The following is a 23,580-nucleotide window of genomic DNA, read 5'->3' as shown; positions in this document are numbered from 1 at the left end:
TATTCAAACGTTTTTAGCGCACAAATCTTACCATTAAAGCCTGAAGTCCACAGCAGGAATGAAGATAAGTTGTGCGTAAAAGTGCTTAAGAAAACAGCGTTCGCACCGTTTCTTACGGCTCTGATAAAAGCTCAAAAAAAACGACTGGTTCACCTGGCCGGAGAGAGTGCCAGATTTGCCAGTCGAATTTTATACGACAGTATAAATGTCGTTATGCCAGTACGGCTGAAGGCGCTTTGAAGGCCAACGGCAGTTCTGCGTCGTCCTGGAAGGTCACATATTCCCAGGCTTCCTGTTTTGCCAGGACAGCCTGCAACAATTTATTATTCAGTGCATGACCGGATTTATAAGCGGTGAATGCACCAATAATGTTGTGACCACACATGAACAAGTCACCGATCGCGTCGAGCATTTTGTGACGAACAAATTCGTCTTCAAAACGCAGACCGTCTTCGTTCAGTACGCGATAATCGTCAACAACGATGGCACAATCGAAACTGCCGCCCAGGCACAAACCACGGGACTGCAGGTATTCGATATCACGCATGAAACCGAACGTACGCGCACGGCTGATCTGGCGCATAAACGCATCAGCAGAGAAGTTCATCGCATAACGTTGATTGCTGGAATCGATAGCCGGATGGTTGAAATCGATGGTGAAATCCAGCGAAAAACCATTGTATGGCTTAAATTCAGCCCACTTATCGCCATCTTCGACACGAACAGTCTCTTTGATGCGAACAAATTTCTTGGCGCAGTTCAGCTCGTCGATACCCGCATCAAGCAGCAGGTAAACAAACGGAGCGGCACTACCGTCCATGATCGGGATTTCCGGTGCGTTAACTTCGATAACAATGTTATCGATGCCTAAGCCCGCGAGCGCAGCATTCAGGTGCTCAACGGTTGAAATCCGTACATCATGCTCGTTGACCAGACACGTACAGAGCATGGTATCACGCACAGATTTGGCATCGGCCGGAAAATCTACCGGTGGATTCAAGTCGGTGCGACGATAGATGACCCCGGTGTTGGCCGGCGCAGGGCGTAACGTCAGAGTGACTTTCTTGCCGGTATGTAAACCGACACCCGTCGCCTGAACGATACGTTTAAGTGTCCTTTGTTTGATCATCGTATTATCTCGCCAAATTACCTATCCAACCGAAGTGTACTATACATTCGGCAGGCCAGTTTAGCACAAAGAGCCTGGTAACCCAAATTCCAGCTTAATCTTAGTCAGCTTGCTTACGCAGGAAAGCAGGGATATCCAGATAATCCGGCTCTTTCGCAGTTTGCGGCGTATTGTCGTTCACCACTTTAGCTACCGGTTTCTGCTCTTGCGTCAGCGGTGCCATACCGTGCTGCTGGTAACGATCCATCACCGGCTGCTGAACTTGTTTATTGGTCACCAGAGTGATTTCAGGACGTTTGTCCATGCCGATACCTGTTGCAACCACGGTTACACGCAGTTCGTCGTTCATATCCGGGTCAAGAGAAGTACCGATAACCACAGTCGCGTTATCCGAAGCAAATGCACGGATGGTGTTACCTACGGTTTCGAACTCATCCAGACGCAAGTCGAAGCCCGCCGTGATGTTAACCAGCACGCCGCGCGCACCAGACAGGTCGATGTCTTCCAGCAATGGAGAAGAGATAGCCATTTCAGCCGCTTCTTCCGCACGATCTTCACCGCTCGCCACGCCAGAACCCATCATTGCGTAGCCCATTTCAGACATCACGGTACGTACGTCTGCAAAGTCCACGTTCATCAGACCCGGACGAGTAATCAGTTCGGCGATACCCTGAACTGCGCCTTTCAGCACATCGTTCGCGGCGCCAAACGCATCAAGCAGGGAGATACCGCGACCCAGCACTTTCAGCAGTTTGTCGTTCGGGATGGTGATCAATGAGTCCACATGCTTGGACAATTCAGTGATCCCCTGCTCCGCGAAGGCCATACGCTTCTTGCCTTCAAAGTTGAAAGGCTTAGTCACGACAGCAACGGTCAGGATACCCAAATCTTTTGCCACTTCAGCAACGACCGGCGCAGCACCTGTACCAGTACCACCCCCCATACCTGCTGCAATAAATACCATGTCTGCACCTTCCAGCGCCGCACGTAGTGCATCGCGATCCTCATCAGCCGCATTACGGCCAACTTCTGGATTAGCGCCAGCGCCCAGTCCTTTGGTGATACCACTACCGATCTGAATCGTCTGCCCAACCGCCGTTTTACGCAGCGCCTGTGCATCGGTATTTACCGCGAAAAATTCAACACCTTCAATGCGCTCACGCACCATGTGCTCAACAGCATTACCGCCGCCGCCGCCGACGCCGATGACTTTAATCACCGCGTCGTTGGTAAGTTCCATTGGTTCAAACATAGTTTCTCTCCGATATGTGCCTGTCGCCTGAGGCCGTAATCACCGTCGACCTCATAAAAATTAAAACTCTTTTCGCAGCCAACTATTGAGTCGCTTGATCCACGAGCCAACTGATGCTGTAACACGTTTTTCTACTTCCGCTTCACCGTTAAGATGTGACTCTTTCCCGTAGTGAAGCAATCCCACAGCCGTCGAGTAATACGGCTCCTGAGCATAATCAGTTAAACCGGTGATATTCAGCGGCGCGCCAATACGCACCTGCGTATGAAACACGCGCTGAGCGCAGGCGGCAAGTCCTTCGATCTGCGCCGCGCCACCGGTTAATACAATGCCCGCCGCCAGGTGATGTTTCACGCCTTGTTGGCGAAGCTTTTCCTGCAGCTGCAATATCTCTTCGTTGACCAGGTTGAGCAACTCGGTATACCGTGGCTCAATCACCTCCGCCAGCGTCTGACGTTGCAGACTACGCGGTGGTCGCCCACCTACGCTCGGCACTTCCACGCTCTCATCTTTACCGACGATGGAACCCAACGCGCAGCCATGGCGAACTTTAATCGCTTCGGCGTCGCTTGGCGGCGTGCCAAAGGCATAGGCGATATCACTGGTCACCACATTGCCAGCATAAGGAATTACCTTGGTGTGGCGCAATGCCCCACCGGTATAAACGGCGATATCCATTGTACCACCACCGATATCGACGACGCAGACTCCCAGTTCACGTTCGTCTTCCGTCAATACCGAATAACTTGATGCCAGTCCGGCAAATATCAGTTGGTCAACTTTCAGCCCACAACGTTCAACCGCTTTGACGATGTTTTTCGCCATATCGTTGTGACATGTGATCAGGTGCACTTTTGCCTGCATTCGCACGCCCGAAAGTCCTACCGGATTTTTGATCCCTTCCTGATAGTCAATCGCATATTCTTGCGGGATCACATGCAGCACACGATGTTCATCGCGCACACGCACCGATTTCGCGGTATGGACGACGTTTTCCACATCTTCTTGCGTCACTTCTTCTTCAGAAATGGGCACCATACCAATTTCATTCTGGCAGCTGATGTGCTTACCAGAAAGCGCCAGATATACCGAAGAGATCTGGCAATCTGCCATTAATTCTGCCTGGTCAATGGCGCGTTGTACGCATTTGACCACAGATTCGAGGTCGTTAACCCCGCCTTTATCCATACCACGTGACGGGCAGCTGCCCACACCAATGATATTGACCATACCGTCGGGCAGAACTTCCCCTACTAAAGCGGCAACCTTCGCGGTGCCGATCTCCAGTCCTACTACCAGTTTTCTGTCCGTCGCCTTGATCATTGTTGTTCTGCCTGTGCCTGATTTTGTTGCTGAGTAGATTCCTCCGGCGGCAAGGGCGCCCAGCCTACTGCCGCTCCAGAGTCATAACGCAAATCAACGTAGCTAATCCGTTTGCCATCGGTTTGCGCCTGCTGCTGTAAAACCGGATAAAGTTCTACAAAGCGAGCCAAACGTTTCATCGTATCGCCCCGGCCAAGGTTGAGCTTAATATCGTTATTCAGCGTCAACTGCCAGGAACGCCGCGCGGTCATCGCCGCTTCCTTCAGAGTAAATCTGTCCTTTGCCAGCATCTGCCCCATTTCGCGATAGCCCTGCAACACTTCATTGGCGCTGCCTTCCGGGCCATACAGCATTGGAAGCACCTGCTTGCTGGTGCGATCTGGCGGCACGCTGAAGGTGTTTCCTTCCGCGTCTACCATGTGTTGATCATTCCACCGCGCAATCGGCACATATTCAACCAGATGAATCTTCAATTCATCAGGCCACTGCTTTCTGACGCTCACCTGCTTAATCCACGGCAGGCGTTGTTCAATTTGCGTCTGGATGATGTTGACATCCTGAGTCATAAAAGTACCCGGCTCACCCAATGCCAGGATCGACTGCCGGATATCGTCATTACGCGTGTAATGGCGTTCACCGGTCAACACCAGCTTTGAGAGCGGCAGGCGTTGCGCATCTTCCATCCAGCCCAACACGACCCAGCCGCTCACCAACACAGTCGTTAAAACCGTCAGCAGGAAAAGTATCCCCGCCAGACGCGTTCCATTATTGCGGTGAGAAGAAATTTCTTCTTCACTGTTTCGCGTGTTCAGAGCAGCCTGCGACATATTAGTCCGCCAGTTCCAGAATTCGTACTACCAACTGCGAGAAGCTTAAGCCTGCCTGACGTGCCGCCATCGGCACCAGACTGTGGCTGGTCATACCCGGAGAGGTATTGGCTTCCAGCAGATAAAACTGTCCATCGCTGTCCAGCATGACATCAATACGCCCCCATCCTTTGCAACCTAACGTCGTCCATGCTTTCAGCACTAATGCCTGCAAATTGGCCTCTTGTGCCGCGTCTAAACCTGCGGGGCAGAAATACTGTGTCTCATCAGAGAGATACTTCGCCTCATAATCATAGAAGGTTCCGGCGGGTTGAATACGTATTGACGGTAAAATTTCTTCACCGAGTATCGCAACAGTGAACTCCGGCCCACTTAGCCATTTTTCAATCAATACTTCTTCATCGTGCTGAAATGCCAATCTTAATGCATCTTGTAGAGCATTTTCTGCTACTACTTTTGACATTCCCACGCTGGAACCTTCGCGGCTCGGCTTAACGATTAATGGTAAACCCAGAGCAGAAATTTCGGCTAACTGCTTATCGCTAATGCCTTTTTCAAACTCTGCGCGGGTTAACGCTACCCACGGCGCTACGGGTAAACCAGCACCTTGCCACAGCAGTTTGCTGCGTAGTTTATCCATTGAAAGCGCAGATGCCATCACTCCGCTGCCGGTATAAGGCAGTCCCATCAGCTCAAGCATCCCCTGCAATGTGCCGTCTTCACCGCCGCGCCCGTGCAGAGCGATAAATACTTTCTGAAATCCCATCGATTTCAGTTGCGTCACGTCAACTTCTTTCGGGTCGACAGGATGCGCGTCGACGCCGCCTTCGCGCAGCCCGGCTAACACTGCGGCACCAGAGTTCAAAGAAACTTCCCGTTCTGCGGAGGTTCCGCCCAACAGAACCGCGATTTTATCAGTCATGTTGTTCTTCCTCCGGAGTTTGCGGCTTCAGTTTGATTTCAGCTAAAGAACGGGCAATTTTTCCGATATTACCAGCCCCCTGAACGAGAATCAGGTCGTTACCGGTTAATACCGGTGCTAGCATCTCGGCTACCTGCGCCGGGTCCGGCACCAGAATGGGGTCAATTTTCCCACGTCCACGAATCGTGCGACACAGCGAACGGCTGTCCGCTCCCGGAATTGGCGCTTCGCCAGCCGGATACACTTCCAGCATCAACAGGGTATCAACCTGCGTCAGCACATTGGCGAAATCATCATACAGGTCGCGCGTACGGGTAAAACGGTGCGGCTGAAACAGCATTACCAGGTTTTTATCCGGCCAGCCTGCACGCGCCGCCTTAATGGTGGCGTCCACTTCGGTCGGGTGGTGACCGTAGTCATCGACCAGCATTGCTGTACCACTTTTACCGTTGACCGGCTCCAGCGGGAATTCACCGAGGAAATCGAAGCGACGACCGGTTCCCTGGAAGCTCTCCAGCGCACGCAGAATAGCGTCGTCGTCAATCCCCTCTTCCGTAGCAACCGCAACCGCAGCCGCCGCGTTCAGCGCATTATGACGACCAGGCGCATTCAGGGTTACGCGCATTGGCTCTTTGTCCTGGCGTAGCAGCGTAAAGTGTCCCTGCGGACCAATCTGCTGATAATCTTCTACACGCACGTCGGCATCTTCACTGAAGCCGTAAGTTGTGGTCTGACGCCCCACGCGCGGTAACAATTCGCGGATCACCGGATCGTCAACACACATTACCGCACGCCCATAAAACGGCAGGTTGTGCAGAAAATTAATAAAGGTCTGTTTTAAATTCTCAAAGTCGCCCTGGTAGGTATCCATATGGTCGGCTTCGATATTGGTGACAATCGCCACCATGGGTTGCAGATGCAGGAACGATGCATCGCTCTCATCCGCTTCGGCAATCAGGTAGCGGCCATGCCCCAAACGTGCATGAACGCCAGCCGCTTTTACCAGCCCACCGTTAACGAAAGTTGGATCGAGACCCGCTTCCGCATAGATGCTGGAAACCATCGCGGTGGTTGTCGTTTTGCCGTGCGTTCCGGCAATGGCGATGCCATGACGAAAACGCATTAACTCAGCCAGCATTTCCGCGCGACGGATCACCGGAATACGCGCTTCATGGGCAGCAACAATTTCCGGGTTATCGGCAGAAATTGCACTGGAAACAACGACCACGCTGGCGTCGCGCACATTTTCCGGGCGATGGTTGAAGTAAATCGTCGCCCCCAGATTCATTAACTGCTGCGTGACCGGATTTGGCGCTAAATCTGAACCACTGATCTGATACCCTTCATTGGCCAGAACTTCGGCAATACCGCCCATACCGGCACCACCGATGCCGACAAAGTGAATGTGCCGAACGCGACGCATTTCGGGCACGATGTAACGCAGTTTTGCCAATTGTTGTGTATTCATTCTTTACGCCATTAACTTCTCAAATTCATGCGATGCAAAAGGCATCGCCACAATTACGCCCGGGCAGCCCGGCTCACTTCATTTGCCACTCGCTCGGTGGCATCCGGGATGGATGCAGCACGGGCGCGTTCTGCCATGGTTAATAAGGTTTCTCGCGACCACCCGGCCAGGGTGTTGGCGACAGCATCCACAGTAAGCTGTGGTTGCTCGATAATTTTGGCTGCGCCCGCTTTTTCCAGCGGCAGTGCATTCCAGTATTGCTGGCGGTCTTTATGCTGAAACGGCACAAACAATGCTGGTAACCCCGCCGCAGCGATTTCACTCACCGTCAACGCACCAGAGCGGCAAACGACAACATCCGCCCACGCATACGCCGCCGCCATATCATCAATAAATTCCGTCACTTTATGCTGCGGTTGCCCTGCTTCGGCATACGCTTGTTCAACGGATTGTTGCGAACCTTTGCCGCTCTGATGCCAGATAGTGACTGAATCGCCCAGCTTTGCTGCAACCAGCGGCATTGTCTGGTTAAGAATGCGTGCGCCCTGAGAACCACCCACTACCAACACACGAACCGGACCTTCACGTCCAGCCAAACGTTGCTGCGGCAACGGCAGCGCCAGCACATCGGTACGAACAGGATTACCCACCACTTCCGCATTAGGGAAAGCGCCTGGAAACGCCTGCATCACTTTGGTCGCAATCTTCGCCAGCCATTTATTGGTTAAGCCCGCAATACCGTTTTGTTCATGAAGTACGACCGGAATGCCTAACGACCACGCGGCCAGACCACCTGGACCTGATACGTAGCCGCCCATACCGAGCACCACGTCAGGTTTATACGCTTTCATAATCGCCCGCGCCTGACGCCAGGCGTTAAAGATACGCAACGGAGCTGCGAGTAACGCTTTAATACCCTTACCGCGTAGACCAGAGATACGAATAAAGTCGATCTCGATACCGTGCTTCGGTACTAAGTCCGCTTCCATACGATCGGCAGTACCCAGCCAGCGAACTTGCCACCCCTGGGCCATTAAATGATGCGCAACCGCAAGCCCCGGGAACACATGTCCGCCAGTGCCGCCAGCCATCACCATTAATCGCTTCCCTTGACCACTCATCGTGAACCTCGTACAAACGCCTGCGCTTTCTCCAGACGCGTTTCATAATCAATACGCAACAGCATCATGATGGCTGTTGACATAATCAGTAAGCTCGAACCACCGTAACTGATTAGCGGCAATGTCAAACCTTTAGTCGGTAACATCCCTGCCGCCGCGCCTACGTTAACCAGTGCCTGGAAACTAAACCAGATGCCAATTGAACAAGCGAGAAAACCGGAAAAACGATGGTCAATTTCTAACGCTTTACGACCAATCGACATCGCGCGAAAAGCGACGAAGAATACCATTAAAAGCGCCAGCACCACACCGATATACCCCAGTTCTTCGCCGATAATGGCGAAAATAAAGTCAGTGTGCGCTTCCGGCAGATACTCCAGTTTTTGTACCGAGTTACCTAAACCTTGCCCCCACAGTTCGCCGCGACCAAACGCCATCAGCGATTGCGTTAACTGATAGCCGCTGCCGAAGGGATCTTCCCACGGGTTCCAGAATGCGGTAACACGGCGGATACGGTACGGTTCAGCGAGGATCAGCAACACAACCGCTGAAATCCCCATACCGATAATGGCAATGAACTGCCACAATTTCGCCCCCGCCAGGAATAGCATTGCCAGCGTGGTCACAAACAGCACCACCACCGTACCGAGGTCTGGTTGCGCCAGCAGCAACACCGCCAGCACCAGAATCACGCCCATCGGTTTCAGGAAGCCACGCAGGTTATTACGCACTTCGTCGCCTTTGCGCACCAGATAGTTGGCGATATAGCAAAACAGCGACAGCTTGGTCAGTTCGGCTGGCTGGATACGCAACAAGCCAAGATCGATCCAACGCGATGCCCCTTTAACCGAGCTACCCACCACCAGCACGATCATCAACAGGATGATTGATCCGAGCAGCATCGTGGCACTGTAGCGTTGCCAAAACTCCATCGGCAGACGCAGCGTAATGATCGCCAGAATGAACGCCAGGATCAGATAGACGCCATCACGCTTCGCGAAGAAAAACGGATCGTTGGTTAAGCGTTGCCCTATGGGCATTGACGCCGAGGTCACCATGATAAAGCCAATCGCCGCGAGGCCGAAGGTCAGCCATAGCAAGGTGCGATCGTACATGATCAGGCTGTCGGTATCTTTTTCCCGCGAGCCCATCACCCAGCCCTTTAGCGCCGTGGAGATCCAGACCAGGATACTGAATCCCGGCAGGCGCGGCATTTTCAGGCGAGGGAGAGATAAACGCATCAACCTAACTCCTTCGCCAGACGAGCAAACTCATTGCCTCGTTGTTCAAAGTTCTTGAACTGATCAAGGCTGGCACATGCCGGGGAGAGCAGAACCATATCGCCAGGCTGAACACGCGGAGCCAGCAAGCGCATCGCCTGTTCCATCGTTTCGGTTTGCTCTGCCACTTCCGGGCGTAACGCCGCCAACTGTGCGCCATCACGACCGAAACAATACAGACGCACGTTATCGCCATTCAGATAGCGCGCCAGTGGGCTGAAGTCTGCCGATTTACCATCGCCGCCCAGCAACAAATGCAGCGTGCCGTCTACGTGCAGGCCATTCAGCGCCGCTTCGGTACTACCGACGTTGGTCGCTTTCGAATCGTTAATCCAGCGCACACCGTTATGCTCCAGCACCACTTCAAAGCGATACGGAAGACCGGTAAACGTGGTTAATGCTTTCAGGCTGCTGGCACGCGGCAAACCTGCGGCATCTGCCAGCGCCAGTGCTGCCAGCGCATTGGTGTAGTTATGCTGCCCGGAAAGTTTCATCTCTTTCACGTTCAACACTTTCTCGCCTTTCACCCGCAGCCAGGTTTCACCCTGCTGATGGTTCAGGTGATAGTCACCCATATTGACGCCGAAGCTGACACAACGTTCATCTGCACCGCGAATCGGCATCGTTAAGGCATCATCGGCATTAACCACGCAAACTTTTGCGTTTTCGTAAATACGCAGTTTTGCCGCACGATACTGCTGTAAACCAAATGGATAGCGATCCATATGATCTTCAGTCACGTTCAGAATGGTCGCCGCCACCGCCTGTAAGCTGGAAGTCGTTTCCAGCTGGAAGCTTGACAGTTCCAGCACGTACAGTTCGCACTCAGCATCCAGCAGCATCAAGGCTGGCAGGCCAATGTTGCCACCCACGCCAACGTTAACACCTGCTGCTTTCGCCATTTCGCCCACTAAGGTAGTAACAGTGCTTTTGCCGTTAGAACCGGTGATCGCCACAATCGGCGCTTGTGCTTCGCGGCAGAACAGCTCGATATCGCCAACAATTTCAATTCCGGCATCGGCAGCGGCGCTTAGGGACGGATGCGCCAGCGCAATGCCGGGGCTGGCGACAATCAGATCTGCCGCCATCAGCCATTCATCATTGAGACCGCCAGTATGGCGCTCCACCGCTTCGGGTAATTTATCCAGGCCAGGCGGTGTCATACGCGTATCCATTACGCGCGGCGTCACGCCGCGAGCAAGGAAAAAGTCCACGCAAGAAAGCCCGGTGAGGCCCAGGCCGATAATAACGACATTTTTACCCAGGTAATCAGCCATGATTAACGTACCTTCAGCGTTGCCAGACCAATCAGAACCAGCATCAGCGAAATAATCCAGAAACGCACAATGACGCGCGGTTCCGGCCAGCCTTTCAGTTCATAGTGGTGATGAATCGGCGCCATGCGGAAAATACGTTGCCCGCGCAGTTTAAAGGAGCCGACTTGCAAAATAACCGACAGGGTTTCGACGACAAACACGCCGCCCATAATCACCAGCAGGAATTCCTGACGCAGCAGTACAGCGATAATGCCCAACGCGCCGCCTAACGCCAGCGAACCAACATCGCCCATAAAGACCTGTGCCGGATAGGTGTTAAACCACAGGAAGCCCAGCCCTGCTCCGACTATCGCGGTACAGACAATGACCAGTTCCCCTGCATGTCGCAGATACGGTATGTGTAAATAGCTGGCAAAGTTCATGTTGCCGGTCGCCCACGCCACCAGCGCAAAACCACCAGCGACAAATACGGTCGGCATAATCGCCAGGCCATCAAGACCATCGGTCAGGTTTACCGCGTTACCGGTGCCGACAATAACGAAGTAGGCCAGCAGGATGTAGAACAAACCTAACTGCGGCATCACATCTTTAAAGAACGGTACAACCAATTGCGTTGCTGGCGTGTCTTTGCCGGCAAGGTACAAAGCGAAAGCAACACCCAGCGCAATGACCGACATCCAGAAATACTTCCAGCGTGCGATCAACCCTTTGGTGTCTTTGCGCACGACTTTGCGATAGTCATCAACGAAGCCAATGATGCCGTAACCAACCAGCACCACCAGTACGCACCAGACATACGGGTTAGACGGGTAAGCCCACAGCAGTACGGAGATCACAATCGCCGTCAGGATCATAATCCCGCCCATAGTCGGCGTACCGCGCTTGCTGAAGTGCGATTCCGGGCCATCGTTACGCACCACCTGACCAAAGGAGAGTTTTTGCAGATGAGCAATCATGCGCGGCCCCATCCACAATGAGATGAACAGCGCGGTCAGCAGGCTGACGATGGCGCGAAACGTCAGATAGGAAAAGACGTTAAAGCCGGAATAATATTTGACCAAATGTTCGGCCAGCCAAACTAACATGTCCCATTCTCCTGTAAAGCGCGTACTACCTCTTCCATGGCAGCACTACGTGAACCCTTAACTAAAATCGTAATCACCTGTTGCTCTGCAATCAGTGACTTAAGACGCGTAATTAACGCGGATTTATCAGCAAAATGTTCGCCAACACCGCTGGCGGTGCTGATAGCATGGCTTTGTTTACCCACGCTTAATACACGGTCAATACCGGCAGCTTTTGCCGCTTCGCCCACCTGTACATGGCAGGCTTCGCTTTCAGCGCCCAGTTCCGCCATATCGCCAACGACCAGTACACGGTAGCCCGGCATCTCAGCCAGAACCTGAACAGCGGCGGTCATGGAACCGACGTTAGCGTTGTAGGAGTCGTCGAGCAGCAACTGGTTTTCTGCCAGTTGGATGGGGAACAGACGGCCTGGAACAGCTTTCAGATTTGCCAGCCCCGCTTTGATAGCATCAAGCGTTGCGCCCACGGACATGGAGAGCGCAGCGGCTGCCAGCGCATTCGCAATATTGTGACGCCCCGGCAACGGCAGCAGAACATCGACGCTACCCGTTGGAGTTTGCAGCGTAAATTCAGTACCGTGCGAGGTCACATGAATATTGGTGGCGGTAAAATCACTGTTGGCGGCATTGGGTGAGAAACGCCACACTTTGCGATTGCCAATCACGCTTTGCCAGTTCAACCAGTCGTTGTTGTCGGCATTCATAATGGCGATACCGTTTTCCGGCAGGCCGGTAAATATTTCGCCTTTCGCTTTTGCCACGCCCGCCAAAGAACCGAAGCCTTCCAGATGCGCCGCCGCCAGGTTGTTGACCAGCGCGGCTTCCGGGCGGGTCAGGCTAACTGTCCAGGCAATTTCGCCCTGATGGTTCGCGCCAAGTTCAATAACTGCGTAATCGTATTCCGGCGTTAAGCGCAACAGCGTCATCGGCACGCCGATGTCGTTGTTGAGATTGCCTGCCGTATAAAGCGTGTTGCCGCACTGGCTTAAAATCGCCGCCGTCATCTCTTTAACGGAGGTTTTGCCGGAGGAACCGGTCAGAGCAACCACGCGCGCCGGAACTTGCTGGCGAACCCATGCAGCCAGTTCACCAAACGCCAGACGCGTATCTTTAACGATTAACTGCGGCAGATCGATATCCAGCGGACGGCTAACCAATAGTGCGCCCGCGCCGCCAGCTTTCGCCTGGTCAGCAAAGTCATGAGCATCGAAACGTTCGCCTTTCAGGGCAACAAACAGGCAGCCCGGCGTCAGTTTTCGCGTGTCAGTGGTTACAGCATCAAGGGTGATATCTGCACCTTGCAGTTCACCGTTGAGAATATCGGTAAGTTGGCTAAGGGTTACGCTAATCATGCAATCACCCCCAGCAGACGCGCCACCGTGACGCGATCGGAGTAGTCCAGACGCTGATTGCCAACAATCTGATAATCTTCATGGCCTTTGCCCGCGACCAGCACCACATCATTCTCTTTAGCCTGCATAACGGCGCACGTTACCGCTTCAGCGCGGCCTTCCATCACTTTGACATGTCCGGCATCTAACATTCCCGCCAGAATATCGTTGATGATGGCACGCGGTTCTTCGGTACGCGGGTTATCGTCCGTCACCACCGCCACGTCAGCAAACTCTTCGGCAATTGCGCCCATCAGTGGACGCTTACCTTTATCGCGATCGCCACCACAGCCAAAGACACACCACAGCTTGCCCGCACAGTGCAGACGCGCCGCCTGTAAGGCTTTTTCCAGTGCATCCGGCGTATGCGCGTAATCCACCACCACCGTCGGTTTGCCTGGCGCAGTGAACACTTCCATACGTCCGCAAACCGGTTGCAGACGTGCGCCGGTTTTTAGCAGATCGGCCAGCGGATAACCCAGCGCCAGCAGTGTCGCCAGCGCCAGCATCAGGTTGCTGACGTTAAAAGCGCCCATCAGGCGGCTTTCTATTTCGCCATCGCCCCAGCTTGAGGTGAAGCGGATAGTCGCACCGCTGTCGTGATAGTTCACATCGGTCACTTTCAGCCAACGACCGTGACAGTTCGGATTGATATTGTCTTCCATCGACACCGCAACCGCGTCTGGTAGTTTTGCCAGCCAGCGGCGACCCACTTCATCGTCGGCGTTAATAATCGCCTGACCGCAATGATGCTCAGAATAAAGCAGCCATTTCGCGGCTTCGTAGTTTTCCATATCACCATGATAATCAAGGTGATCGCGGCTTAAGTTGGTAAAGACCGACGCCGCAAATTTCAATGCCGCCACACGGTGCTGTACCAGCCCGTGGGAGGAAACTTCCATCGCGCAAAAAGTCGCGCCCTGATCCACCAGCCCCGCCAGCTCATGCTGAACGTCAACTGCCGATCCGGTTGTATTTTCCGTCGGGATGACTTTCCCCAGCAGGCCGTTACCAACGGTGCCCATTACCGCGCTGGTTTCGCCAAGCAGTTGGCTCCACTGCGCCAGAAGCTGGGTAGTCGTGGTTTTGCCGTTGGTGCCCGTTACGCCCACGAGACGTAAATTGTCAGAGGGTTCATGGTAAAAGCGGCCCGCCAGTGCAGATAAACGCTCATTGAGCTGGCTGAGATAGATGACCGGTACGCCGTGCATTTCACGGATTTCACCGTCGGTCGCCTCATCTTTCGCCTCTGCAATAATGGCAGCCACACCTTGCGCTATCGCCTGCGGGATATATCGACGCCCGTCCGCCTGATGACCTACTACAGCTACAAAGAGATCGCCCGCCGCAGCCACACGGCTGTCGAGTGTCATCTCTCGCAGTGCTCGCGAAGGTGCGTCTGGCACCCACGGAGCAAGAAGGTCGCGCAAATTACGATCTGCCACCTGTCCCCTCGCCTTGATTAATCACAAATTCATTTTTATCGCCCGTTGTCAGCGCATCCGGCTCGATGTTCATGGTACGCAATACGCCGCCCATGATGGCACCAAAGACCGGCGCGGAAACGGCGCCGCCGTAGTATTTACCCGCCTGCGGATCGTTGATAACAACAACCAGCGCGAAGCGCGGCTGACTCGCAGGCGCAACGCCTGCGGTATAAGCAATATATTTATTGATGTAGCGACCATCCGGCCCGACCTTTTTCGCAGTACCGGTTTTAATGGCGATACGATAGCCTTTAATCGCCGCCTTCACGCCACCGCCGCCCGGTAGCGCCACGCTTTCCATCATATGCACCACGGTGCGAACAATGGATTCCGGGAAGACACGTTCACCGGGAACCGGGGGGTCAACTTTAGTAATCGACAGCGGGCGATAAATGCCGTAGCTGCCGATAGTTGCGTAGACTCGCGCTAACTGTAACGGTGTTACCATTAGCCCGTAGCCGAAAGAGAAGGTGGCCCTCTCTATGTCAGACCACCGTTGTTTTTGAGGATATAAGCCACTGCGTTCTCCGACCAACCCCAAATTGGTCGCTTTTCCCAGTCCAAAACGTGAGTAAGTGTCTACTAACGCTGAGGACGGCATCGCTAACGCCAGCTTGGAAACACCGACGTTACTCGACTTCTGTAATACCCCGGTCAGGGTTAATTCGCTGTAGCGCGCCACGTCTTTGATTTCGTGGCCGTTAATTCGATAAGGAACGGTATTCAGTACCGAGTTTTCCCGCACGACGCCGCGTTGCAGCGCAGTCATCACCACCATCGGCTTGACGGTTGAACCTGGTTCAAACACGTCGGTGATGGTACGGTTACGCATCGCCTCTTTCGGCGTGCCACTCAGATTGTTTGGGTTATATGACGGGCTGTTAGCCATCGCCAGCACTTCACCGGTGTTGACATCCACCAGCACGGCACTACCGGATTCCGCCTTGTTAAAGGCCACCGCGTTGTTCAGTTCGCGATAAACCAGCGCCTGCAGGCGTTCATCAATACTCAGCGCCAGGTTGTGCGCTGCCTGGCTGTCGGTGGAAGAAATATCTTCAATTACGCGACCGTAGCGGTCTTTTCGCACAATGCGTTCGCCCGGCTGCCCGGTAAGCCATTTATCGAAACTCTTCTCGACACCCTCAATCCCCTGACTATCGACGTTGGTAAAGCCGATGAGGTGAGCGGTCACTTCGCCAGACGGATAATAACGGCGAGATTCTTCACGCAGATGAATCCCCGGTAGTTTTAGTTTCTTGATGTAGTCCGCCATGTCAGGGTTTACCTGACGCGCCAGATAAATAAAGCGTCCTTTCGGGTTGGCGTTAATGCGGGCTGAGAGCTGATCCAGCGGAATGTTAAGCGCGTTAGCCAGCGCCTTCCAGCGGTCACCGACGCTGATACCACCAGCGTCATGCACTTCTTTTGGGTCAGCCCAGATCGCTTTTACCGGCACACTTACTGCTAATGGGCGACCAGAGCGGTCAGTAATCATGCCGCGTGAGGTGGATACTTGTTGAACGCGAAGAGAGCGCATGTCGCCCTCTTTAACCAGCATATCCGGGGAGATAACCTGTAACCACGCTACGCGCCCGAGCAGAAAAGCCAGCGCCAGTAAAATACAGCCGCATAACAACGCAAAACGCCAACTGATAAAGTTGGCATGTTCTTCCTGACGTTTTGGTTTCTGCGTTTTCGCCGCTGCTTTCATGCGTCGCGTTTATCCTTATTTTTGCACTACGATATTTTCTTGTGATGGATCGACATGCTGCATTTGCAGCTTCTCCGTGGCGATCCTTTCCACCCGGCTATGGTCGCCGAGCGCATTCTCTTCAAGAATCAGGTTGCGCCATTCAATGTCTAAAGCGTCTCGCTCCAGCACCAATTGTTCGCGCTGAGCGGTCAGCAAACGGGTATGGTGTGCTGTGGTCACCACAGTCACCGCCGTCAAAATAATGCAAATGAACAGGCAGAGTGGCAGCTTCCCAAATCGCAAAAGATCGTCACCAATGACGCCAGGCAAGGCATGGCGCTCGTGACTTCCCATCGATCCTTTAACTTTGCTTAGAGCTTCTGTCACTCTGCTGATCATGCGTTCGTCCTCTCTGCAATACGCAGAACTGAACTACGGGCGCGAGGGTTCTCTGCCACCTCTTCTTCGCCCGGCATCAACTTGCCTAGTGCTCGCAACTGACGGCCACCCAGTTTTTTGAGCTGCTCTTCGGTCATCGGTAATCCTGCCGGAACCTGCGGACCACGACTGTTTTCACGCATAAAGCGTTTCACAATACGGTCTTCCAGCGAATGAAAACTGATGATCGAAAGCCGCCCACCTGGCGCCAGCACGTTGAGCGAGCTTTTTAGCGCCTGCTCTATCTCCTCCAGTTCACTGTTTACCCAGATGCGCACCGCCTGGAAGGTACGGGTCGCGGGATGTTTGAATTTGTCCTTCACCGGCGTTGCCGCCGCCACCACTTCTGCCAGTTCTTTGGTGCGTGTCATCGGCTGTTCGCGGTTACGCTCGACAATGGCGCGCGCAATACGTTTAGCGAAACGTTCTTCGCCATACGTTTTCAATACCCAGGCGATATCGGCTTCTTCGGCAGTTTGTAGCCATTCAGCAGCGGATTGACCGCGCGTCGGATCCATACGCATGTCCAGCGGGCCATCGCGCATAAAGGAAAAACCGCGTTCAGCATCATCGAGTTGTGGTGAAGAGACGCCAAGATCGAGGAGAATGCCGTCAATCTTGCCGATAAGATCACGCTCGGCGACGTATTCGCCCAGCGCGGAGAAAGGTCCATGTATGATGGAGAAGCGCGGATCATCAATAGTCTTCGCAACGGCAATAGCCTGCGGATCGCGATCGATCGCCAGCAAACGTCCCTCTTCGCCAAGCTGCGAGAGGATCAGACGTGAGTGACCACCGCGACCAAAAGTTCCATCAATGTAGATACCGTCAGGACGGATATTGAGGCCATTTACGGCTTCATCCAGCAGCACCGTAGTGTGTTTATAGTTTTCCATCATTTTATAGAGACAAGTCCTGCAGCCGCTCCGATAAGTTTTCGGTAGCCAACTGTTCTGCGTCGATATCTTCCCTGACTTGTTGATGCCAGGTTGTTTCATCCCACAGTTCAAACTTATTGAACTGTCCAACCAACATCACTTCTTTTGTCAGCCCGGCATGTTGCCGCAGTACTGGCGCGATTAACAATCGACCTGCGCCATCCATCTGACATTCGCTGGCATGACCTAACAGAAGGCGCTGCACACGGCGCTCAACCGGGTTCATGCTCGACAGACGCGATAATTTTTGCTCGATAATTTCCCATTCAGGAAGGGGGTAAAGCAGCAGACATGGGTGATGAATGTCAATGGTACACACCATTTGACCGGCAGCGTTCCCGAGCAGCTCTTCCCGATAACGGGTGGGCACCGATAAGCGCCCTTTACTGTCGAGATTGACTAACGTTGCTCCCCGGAACATGCCAGTCTTCCCCCAATTACCACTTTATCCCACAAATTCCCACTAAAAGGAGTTTACGGAGCGGAGGAAAAGCTTGTCAAGCCAGGAACATTCCTTACCGAAGCAAAAAACCCGATGTTTACGACTAATATCTGCATTGTTTAAAAATCGCCCAACGAACGAAGCAAATTAACGTTATGAATAGTTGTAAGAAAAAATCCCACTCATCATTACCGTTTTAAAAACGACTTCTTTTTCCTTAATGAAAATATAAAGTGTCAGTTTGCGACGCGAGCGGCATTTTAGGACATATCGCCCCCGGATAACAGTCCCTGTTGCGCACGCGCCATGCCTGACGTCAGCGACTTTGCGTAAAAGATTAGAAAAGTGTTTGTTTAATCGGCAATTGCCGATTTGCATGTAACAAAATAATGCAATCGCAATCCATCGTTACGACTTAATTATCATTAAGCACATCGAATGAAGTTAATTGGTGAGATATTTAGAAGGTCTTATGGATAATAGTCAGGAATAGTCTTATTTACATAAAGGATATTGATGTCCAATTACGTACTCAATGCGCCAGCCGCAATCAACCGGCGCATCATTTTTTGTTTAACGTTTAGCTACGACTGAGTACGCCGCGACGATAGAGATTTCGTTTGATGCGCGTTAAGCCTGGTTTTGGCTTACGCGGCTCGTCCAGACTCGCCAGGACAATCTCCAGCACGCGCTCAGCGACATCCCGATGACGCTGAGCCACGGCCAGCACAGGACATTGTAAGAAGTCGAGCAATTCGTTATCGCCAAAGGTGGCAATCGCCAGATCGGAAGGCAGTTTACCATCGCGACGCAACGTGACATCCATCACTCCCTGCAACAATGCAAAAGAGGTAGTGAACAGCGCCTGCGGCATCGGATGCGTTTCCAGCCATTTTTCGAATAACTGGGCAGCAGCTTCCCGCTCATAGCTATTGGCATAAAGGAAATGCACTTCGCGCGGATCATCTTTCCAGGCAGTTCGGAAACCCTGCTCACGCAGGAAGCTGACAGAAAGCTCCGGCAGCGCGCCAAGATAAAGTACTGTTTCGGCCGGAAACTTACGTAACTCTTCCGCCAACATTTCGGCATCATCCTGGTCGGCACCAACCACGCTGGTGAAATGTTCACGATCGAGGGCGCGATCCAGCGCGACAATTGGGAACGGGTCATTAGCCCAGCGTTGATAGAAAGGATGCTCTGGCGGCAGCGAAGTCGAAACAATGATGGCATCGACCTGACGCTGTAAAAGATGCTCAATACAACGCATTTCGTTGTCTGGCTGATCTTCGGAACAAGCAATGAGTAGCTGATAGCCGCGTTGACGCGCCTGGCGTTCAAGATAGTTAGCAATGCGGGTATAACTTGTGTTCTCAAGATCGGGGATAACAAGACCAATAGAACGTGTGCGTCCAGCACGAAGCCCAGCCGCCACGGCATTCGGGTGGTAATTGTGCTCACGCACCACGGCCATGACTTTCTCAACGGTTTTGTCGCTCACACGGTATTGCTTCGCTTTGCCGTTAATAACATAGCTTGCAGTGGTCCGCGACACTCCCGCCAGCCGAGCGATTTCATCCAGTTTCACAATTGCCCCTTGCGTAAAATGTAAAAACCATAACCATTGTACTGGTATGGATTAAATTCATTAACATCTAAGCGCAGAAAATTAACTGCGGCAACTGCTTTTATTCCAGATTCCTACTAAATTCGCAAAAAAAGCCCAACGTGACTTATTGGGCTGCAAATTGCACATTGAGATCATTCTCAACGCATTATTTTATCGCCGCGCGAAAGACCGACGACGCCGGAGCGGGCAACTTCAACAATTTTCGCCACATCGCGAATCGATGCTAAAAATGCGTCGAGTTTATCGCTGGTGCCTGCCAGTTGAACGGTATAAAGCGAAGGCGTGACATCAATGATTTGCCCACGAAATATTTCCGTATTGCGTTTCACTTCGTCACGTCCATAGCCGCTGGCCTGAATTTTCACCAGCATAATCTCCCGCTCAACGTGCGCGCCCTGCCCTAGCTCGCTCACGCGCAACACATCGACCAGCTTGTGTAATTGCTTTTCGATTTGCTCAAGCACTTTTTCATCGCCCACGGTCTGGATAGTCATGCGCGATAATGTCGGATCGTCGGTTGGCGCAACGGTCAGGCTTTCAATGTTATAGCCACGCTGGGCAAAAAGGCCGATCACGCGGGATAACGCGCCTGATTCATTTTCGAGTAATACTGATAATATCCGGCGCATAATCAGGTTCTCTCCGTTTTGCTTAACCACATTTCATCCATTCCGCCCCCGCGAATCTGCATCGGATAAACGTGCTCACTGCCATCGACGGTGACATCAACAAATACCAGGCGATTATTTCGTACCTGTTCCAGCGACTCGCCAAGTTTACTTTCCAGCTCATCCGGGCGCGAAATCTGGATACCAACATGACCATAGGCTTCTGCCAGGCGGACGAAATCTGGCAGAGATTGCATATAAGATTGTGAATGACGGCCGGAATAGATCATGTCCTGCCACTGTTTCACCATCCCCAGATAGCGGTTATTAAGATTCACCACCAGCACCGGAAGCTCGTATTGCAAGGCTGTAGACAGCTCCTGAATATTCATCTGAATACTGCCGTCGCCAGTAACGCAGACCACAGTTTCTTCCGGCAACGCCATTTTGACGCCCAGCGCCGCAGGTAAACCAAACCCCATGGTGCCGAGGCCACCGGAGTTGATCCAGCGACGCGGTTTGTCGAAAGGATAATAAAGTGCGGCGAACATCTGGTGCTGCCCGACGTCGGACGTAACGTAAGCGTCCCCCTTCGTCAGTCGCCAGAGCGTCTCTATCACCGCCTGCGGTTTAATCTTTTCGCTCTGAGTGTCGTATTTCAGGCACTGGCGAGCGCGCCACTGTTCAATTTTCTGCCACCAGTCGCGGATCTCATCCAGTGGTTGCGAAGACGTTTCTTGTGATAACAACTCCAGCATTTGATCCAACACCAGCCGCGCATCGCCAACAATCGGGATGTCGGCGGTCACGGTTTTTGAGATAGAGGTTGGATCAATATCAATATGTAACACCGTCGCATTTGGGCAGTACTTTGCCAGATTGTTAGTAGTGCGGTCATCAAAGCGTACGCCAACGGCAAAAATCACATCCGCATTATGCATTGTCATATTGGCTTCGTAAGTGCCGTGCATTCCCAACATTCCCAGCGCCTGACGATGCGTTGCCGGAAACGCGCCTAATCCCATTAATGACGAGACGACAGGAAGATTAAGTTGCTCAATAATCTGTTTGAGTTGTTGATGGCAAGCCGCAGTCACTGCACCACCGCCTACGTAAACAACCGGTTTTTTCGCCGCAGCCAGCGTTTGTAATGCGCGTTTAATCTGCCCTTTATGACCCAACGTTGTCGGGTTATACGAGCGCATACTGACCGATTCCGGCCAGACGTAAGGTAATTTGTTCGCCGGATTAAGAATATCTTTCGGTAAATCAACCACCACCGGACCAGGACGCCCGCTTGCCGCCAGCCAGAAAGCCTTTTTCAGCACCTGCGGAATGTCTTCCGTTTGCTTAACCAGAAAACTGTGTTTAACCACCGGCCGGGAAATTCCCACCATGTCACACTCCTGAAAGGCATCGTAACCTATCAACGAGGTTGCCACCTGCCCGGAAAGGATAACCAGCGGAATGGAGTCCATATAGGCGGTGGCGATACCGGTAATTGCGTTGGTGGCTCCAGGACCCGATGTCACCAGCACAACGCCCACTTCTCCGGTCGCGCGCGCCAGGCCATCGGCCATATGTACCGCTGCCTGCTCATGACGAACTAATACGTGATCAATACCGCCCACGGTATGCAATGCATCGTAAATATCAAGGACCGCGCCTCCGGGATAACCGAATACTTGCTTAACGCCCTGATCGATAAGCGATCGGACGACCATCTCGGCTCCAGACAACATCTCCATGGCTTGCCTCACTATTTGGCGGAAAAAATGTGTAAAACACATTAACCGTCCGATCTTGCTTAAGCAATTGACAAGCAGAGTCACAAGCGTGAAGAAATAAGAATAAACAGGAGGAAAGGAGAAAATAAACGATAAAATAATCCAGAATGGCGGACAGAATTGATAATAAATCGGTCAAATTCGACCAGTTACAGCAATTTCTCTATTTTTTCATTATTTCTAAAATCAGGGCAAACATGTATTCAGAATAAAATTCTACATTTAATAAAAAATGCAGAATAAACCAGAATTACGCGCCTGATTTATTCTGCCTTTGTTTAACGTTTACAAATAGAGACTAATTGCTCTTCCATCCATTGATGGCCTTTATCACGCCCGGCAGCCTCATGCCAGGAGAGGTAACAGGTTCTGCTATTTTGTTTTAATGGCAGCGGTAATACCTGTAACTCTAAGGACTCAGCGAACTCTTCAGCCAGCCAACGCGGCGCAATAGCAACCAGATGCGTTTGCGACACCACGCTAAGAACGCTCATCATTGCCATGCCCTGATACGCGATACTGGCTTGCTTATCTACCGTGTCATACCACGGTTGACTAAATGACGCGAAACGATCAAGCGAAACCGCCGCATGTTGTTCGTTATAAACGTCATGTTTCAGTAATGTGCCTTTAATAGTCGGATGGTTCTTGCTGGCTACCAGCACCATTTCATCTTTAAATAATGGCACACTGGTAAATTCAGGACGATGGAAGTCTTCATAACTAATAACAAACTCCGTTTCCTGATAACGTAGCTGATGTTCGGTGTTCTGATTTAATGAAGACTTGAATATCACATGAATATTTGGCGCGATTTGCTCAATGTGATTATAAATCTGCGAGGTAAGAATGCTATCTAACGGGCTGCAAACGCAAAGATGGAATACACGTTCGCTGCTGGCCGGCTCAAAACCTGAACCTGGTAATTCGTTTTGCACTAATTGCAGCGCCTGACGCACAGAGCCAAAAAGTTGAAAAGCGCGGGCAGTCGGTTGGATACCACGCCCATAACGAACAAAAAGCTCGTCATTAAACATCACCTTCAGGCGTGCAACAGCGTTACTGACCGCAGGTTGCGACATGCCCAGAACATGCGCGGCACGGGTAATGTTCTGCTCCTGCATCACGGCATCGAAAACGGTTAATAAGTTTAGATCGACCATGCGTAGCTGTGGCTTACTTAACTCCGCAATTTCTGGATGATCTGTTTTTACCTCTGACATAGTTAACTCCACTGTCACACTTAACTCCCTTTCCCTTATTGGAATGCAGAGAAATAATCCTGAAAAATATGATTTACCATGCATATAAAATAAGAAAAAGAAAAATGCGTAAAATTAGGAAAACATAAAGATACGGGTTCTGATAAAAACAGAATCCATTGCCGTGCGAAGAGTCATTCACCACAGCATAATAATCCATAATGTTTTTGTTGCGAAAACAATCTAATCATAAGTTCCGCGAATACTCAATCATCCAAAAAAT

The 23,580-nt window shown here is 52.1% G+C and carries 21 protein-coding genes; all 21 read right to left on the bottom strand.

Annotation, left to right across the window (positions count from 1 at the left end):
- Positions 1 to 211: 211 nt before the first annotated feature.
- The gene (gene lpxC / locus RGV86_RS16480) at positions 212 to 1,129 is read right to left on the bottom strand and encodes a UDP-3-O-acyl-N-acetylglucosamine deacetylase (protein ID WP_000595482.1); all 918 of its coding nucleotides are present in this window, start codon (positions 1,127 to 1,129) and stop codon (positions 212 to 214) included.
- Between the two features lie 100 nt (positions 1,130 to 1,229).
- Positions 1,230 to 2,381, bottom strand: coding sequence for a cell division protein FtsZ (gene ftsZ, locus RGV86_RS16475; RefSeq protein WP_000462777.1), 1,152 nt, complete (start codon positions 2,379 to 2,381; stop codon positions 1,230 to 1,232).
- Positions 2,382 to 2,441: 60 nt separating this feature from the next.
- Positions 2,442 to 3,704, bottom strand: a complete 1,263-nt coding sequence (ftsA, locus tag RGV86_RS16470; RefSeq protein WP_000588474.1) for a cell division protein FtsA — start codon at positions 3,702 to 3,704, stop codon at positions 2,442 to 2,444.
- Complete coding sequence (ftsQ, locus tag RGV86_RS16465; RefSeq protein ID WP_000075731.1) at positions 3,701 to 4,531, bottom strand: cell division protein FtsQ; 831 nt, start codon at positions 4,529 to 4,531, stop codon at positions 3,701 to 3,703. Before ftsQ ends, ftsA begins: the two co-directional genes overlap by 4 nt.
- 1 nt (position 4,532) lies before the next feature.
- On the bottom strand, positions 4,533 to 5,453 hold the full coding sequence (gene ddlB / locus RGV86_RS16460) for a D-alanine--D-alanine ligase (protein ID WP_032224424.1): 921 nt from the start codon (positions 5,451 to 5,453) through the stop codon (positions 4,533 to 4,535).
- A complete protein-coding gene (murC, locus tag RGV86_RS16455; RefSeq protein ID WP_001096083.1) occupies positions 5,446 to 6,921 on the bottom strand; it encodes a UDP-N-acetylmuramate--L-alanine ligase in 1,476 nt (491 codons plus the stop codon). The genes ddlB and murC overlap by 8 nt, the downstream gene beginning before the upstream one ends.
- Before the next feature lie 53 nt (positions 6,922 to 6,974).
- Positions 6,975 to 8,042 carry an undecaprenyldiphospho-muramoylpentapeptide beta-N-acetylglucosaminyltransferase gene (murG, locus tag RGV86_RS16450; RefSeq protein ID WP_000016572.1) on the bottom strand — a complete coding sequence of 356 codons (1,068 nt, stop codon included), beginning with the start codon at positions 8,040 to 8,042 and terminating at the stop codon, positions 6,975 to 6,977.
- The gene (gene ftsW / locus RGV86_RS16445) at positions 8,039 to 9,283 is read right to left on the bottom strand and encodes a cell division protein FtsW (RefSeq protein ID WP_010345404.1); all 1,245 of its coding nucleotides are present in this window, start codon (positions 9,281 to 9,283) and stop codon (positions 8,039 to 8,041) included. The genes murG and ftsW overlap by 4 nt, the downstream gene beginning before the upstream one ends.
- Positions 9,283 to 10,599, bottom strand: a complete 1,317-nt coding sequence (gene murD, locus RGV86_RS16440) for a UDP-N-acetylmuramoyl-L-alanine--D-glutamate ligase (RefSeq protein WP_309508477.1) — start codon at positions 10,597 to 10,599, stop codon at positions 9,283 to 9,285. Before murD ends, ftsW begins: the two co-directional genes overlap by 1 nt.
- Positions 10,600 to 10,601: 2 nt before the next feature.
- Positions 10,602 to 11,684, bottom strand: a complete 1,083-nt coding sequence (gene mraY / locus RGV86_RS16435; RefSeq protein ID WP_000964122.1) for a phospho-N-acetylmuramoyl-pentapeptide-transferase — start codon at positions 11,682 to 11,684, stop codon at positions 10,602 to 10,604.
- On the bottom strand, positions 11,678 to 13,036 hold the full coding sequence (gene murF / locus RGV86_RS16430) for a UDP-N-acetylmuramoyl-tripeptide--D-alanyl-D-alanine ligase (RefSeq protein ID WP_085460322.1): 1,359 nt from the start codon (positions 13,034 to 13,036) through the stop codon (positions 11,678 to 11,680). The genes mraY and murF overlap by 7 nt, the downstream gene beginning before the upstream one ends.
- Entirely contained in the window at positions 13,033 to 14,520 is a 1,488-nt protein-coding gene (gene murE / locus RGV86_RS16425; protein WP_085460321.1) for a UDP-N-acetylmuramoyl-L-alanyl-D-glutamate--2,6-diaminopimelate ligase, read from the bottom strand. The genes murF and murE overlap by 4 nt, the downstream gene beginning before the upstream one ends.
- Complete coding sequence (gene ftsI / locus RGV86_RS16420) at positions 14,507 to 16,273, bottom strand: peptidoglycan glycosyltransferase FtsI (RefSeq protein ID WP_000642204.1); 1,767 nt, start codon at positions 16,271 to 16,273, stop codon at positions 14,507 to 14,509. The genes murE and ftsI overlap by 14 nt, the downstream gene beginning before the upstream one ends.
- A 15-nt stretch (positions 16,274 to 16,288) precedes the next feature.
- The gene (ftsL, locus tag RGV86_RS16415; protein WP_000625658.1) at positions 16,289 to 16,654 is read right to left on the bottom strand and encodes a cell division protein FtsL; all 366 of its coding nucleotides are present in this window, start codon (positions 16,652 to 16,654) and stop codon (positions 16,289 to 16,291) included.
- The gene (gene rsmH / locus RGV86_RS16410; RefSeq protein ID WP_000970479.1) at positions 16,651 to 17,592 is read right to left on the bottom strand and encodes a 16S rRNA (cytosine(1402)-N(4))-methyltransferase RsmH; all 942 of its coding nucleotides are present in this window, start codon (positions 17,590 to 17,592) and stop codon (positions 16,651 to 16,653) included. The genes ftsL and rsmH overlap by 4 nt, the downstream gene beginning before the upstream one ends.
- 1 nt (position 17,593) lies before the next feature.
- Complete coding sequence (mraZ, locus tag RGV86_RS16405) at positions 17,594 to 18,052, bottom strand: division/cell wall cluster transcriptional repressor MraZ (protein WP_000488288.1); 459 nt, start codon at positions 18,050 to 18,052, stop codon at positions 17,594 to 17,596.
- Between the two features lie 601 nt (positions 18,053 to 18,653).
- A complete protein-coding gene (cra, locus tag RGV86_RS16400; RefSeq protein WP_000762401.1) occupies positions 18,654 to 19,658 on the bottom strand; it encodes a catabolite repressor/activator in 1,005 nt (334 codons plus the stop codon).
- Between the two features lie 81 nt (positions 19,659 to 19,739).
- On the bottom strand, positions 19,740 to 19,826 hold the full coding sequence (locus tag RGV86_RS16395) for a fruR/shl operon leader peptide (protein ID WP_309508496.1): 87 nt from the start codon (positions 19,824 to 19,826) through the stop codon (positions 19,740 to 19,742).
- 11 nt (positions 19,827 to 19,837) lie between these two features.
- Complete coding sequence (gene ilvN / locus RGV86_RS16390) at positions 19,838 to 20,329, bottom strand: acetolactate synthase small subunit (RefSeq protein ID WP_010355142.1); 492 nt, start codon at positions 20,327 to 20,329, stop codon at positions 19,838 to 19,840.
- Between the two features lie 2 nt (positions 20,330 to 20,331).
- Positions 20,332 to 22,056, bottom strand: a complete 1,725-nt coding sequence (gene ilvI / locus RGV86_RS16385; RefSeq protein WP_137598368.1) for an acetolactate synthase 3 large subunit — start codon at positions 22,054 to 22,056, stop codon at positions 20,332 to 20,334.
- 317 nt (positions 22,057 to 22,373) lie between these two features.
- Positions 22,374 to 23,318 carry a transcriptional regulator LeuO gene (leuO, locus tag RGV86_RS16380; RefSeq protein WP_085460319.1) on the bottom strand — a complete coding sequence of 315 codons (945 nt, stop codon included), beginning with the start codon at positions 23,316 to 23,318 and terminating at the stop codon, positions 22,374 to 22,376.
- Positions 23,319 to 23,580 lie beyond the last annotated feature (262 nt).

The organism is Escherichia ruysiae (genome assembly GCF_031323975.1).
In the GTDB taxonomy this organism is placed as follows: domain Bacteria; phylum Pseudomonadota; class Gammaproteobacteria; order Enterobacterales; family Enterobacteriaceae; genus Escherichia; species Escherichia ruysiae.
Note: the sequence above shows the minus strand (reverse complement) of the source record. Positions and strands in the feature narration are given on the sequence as shown.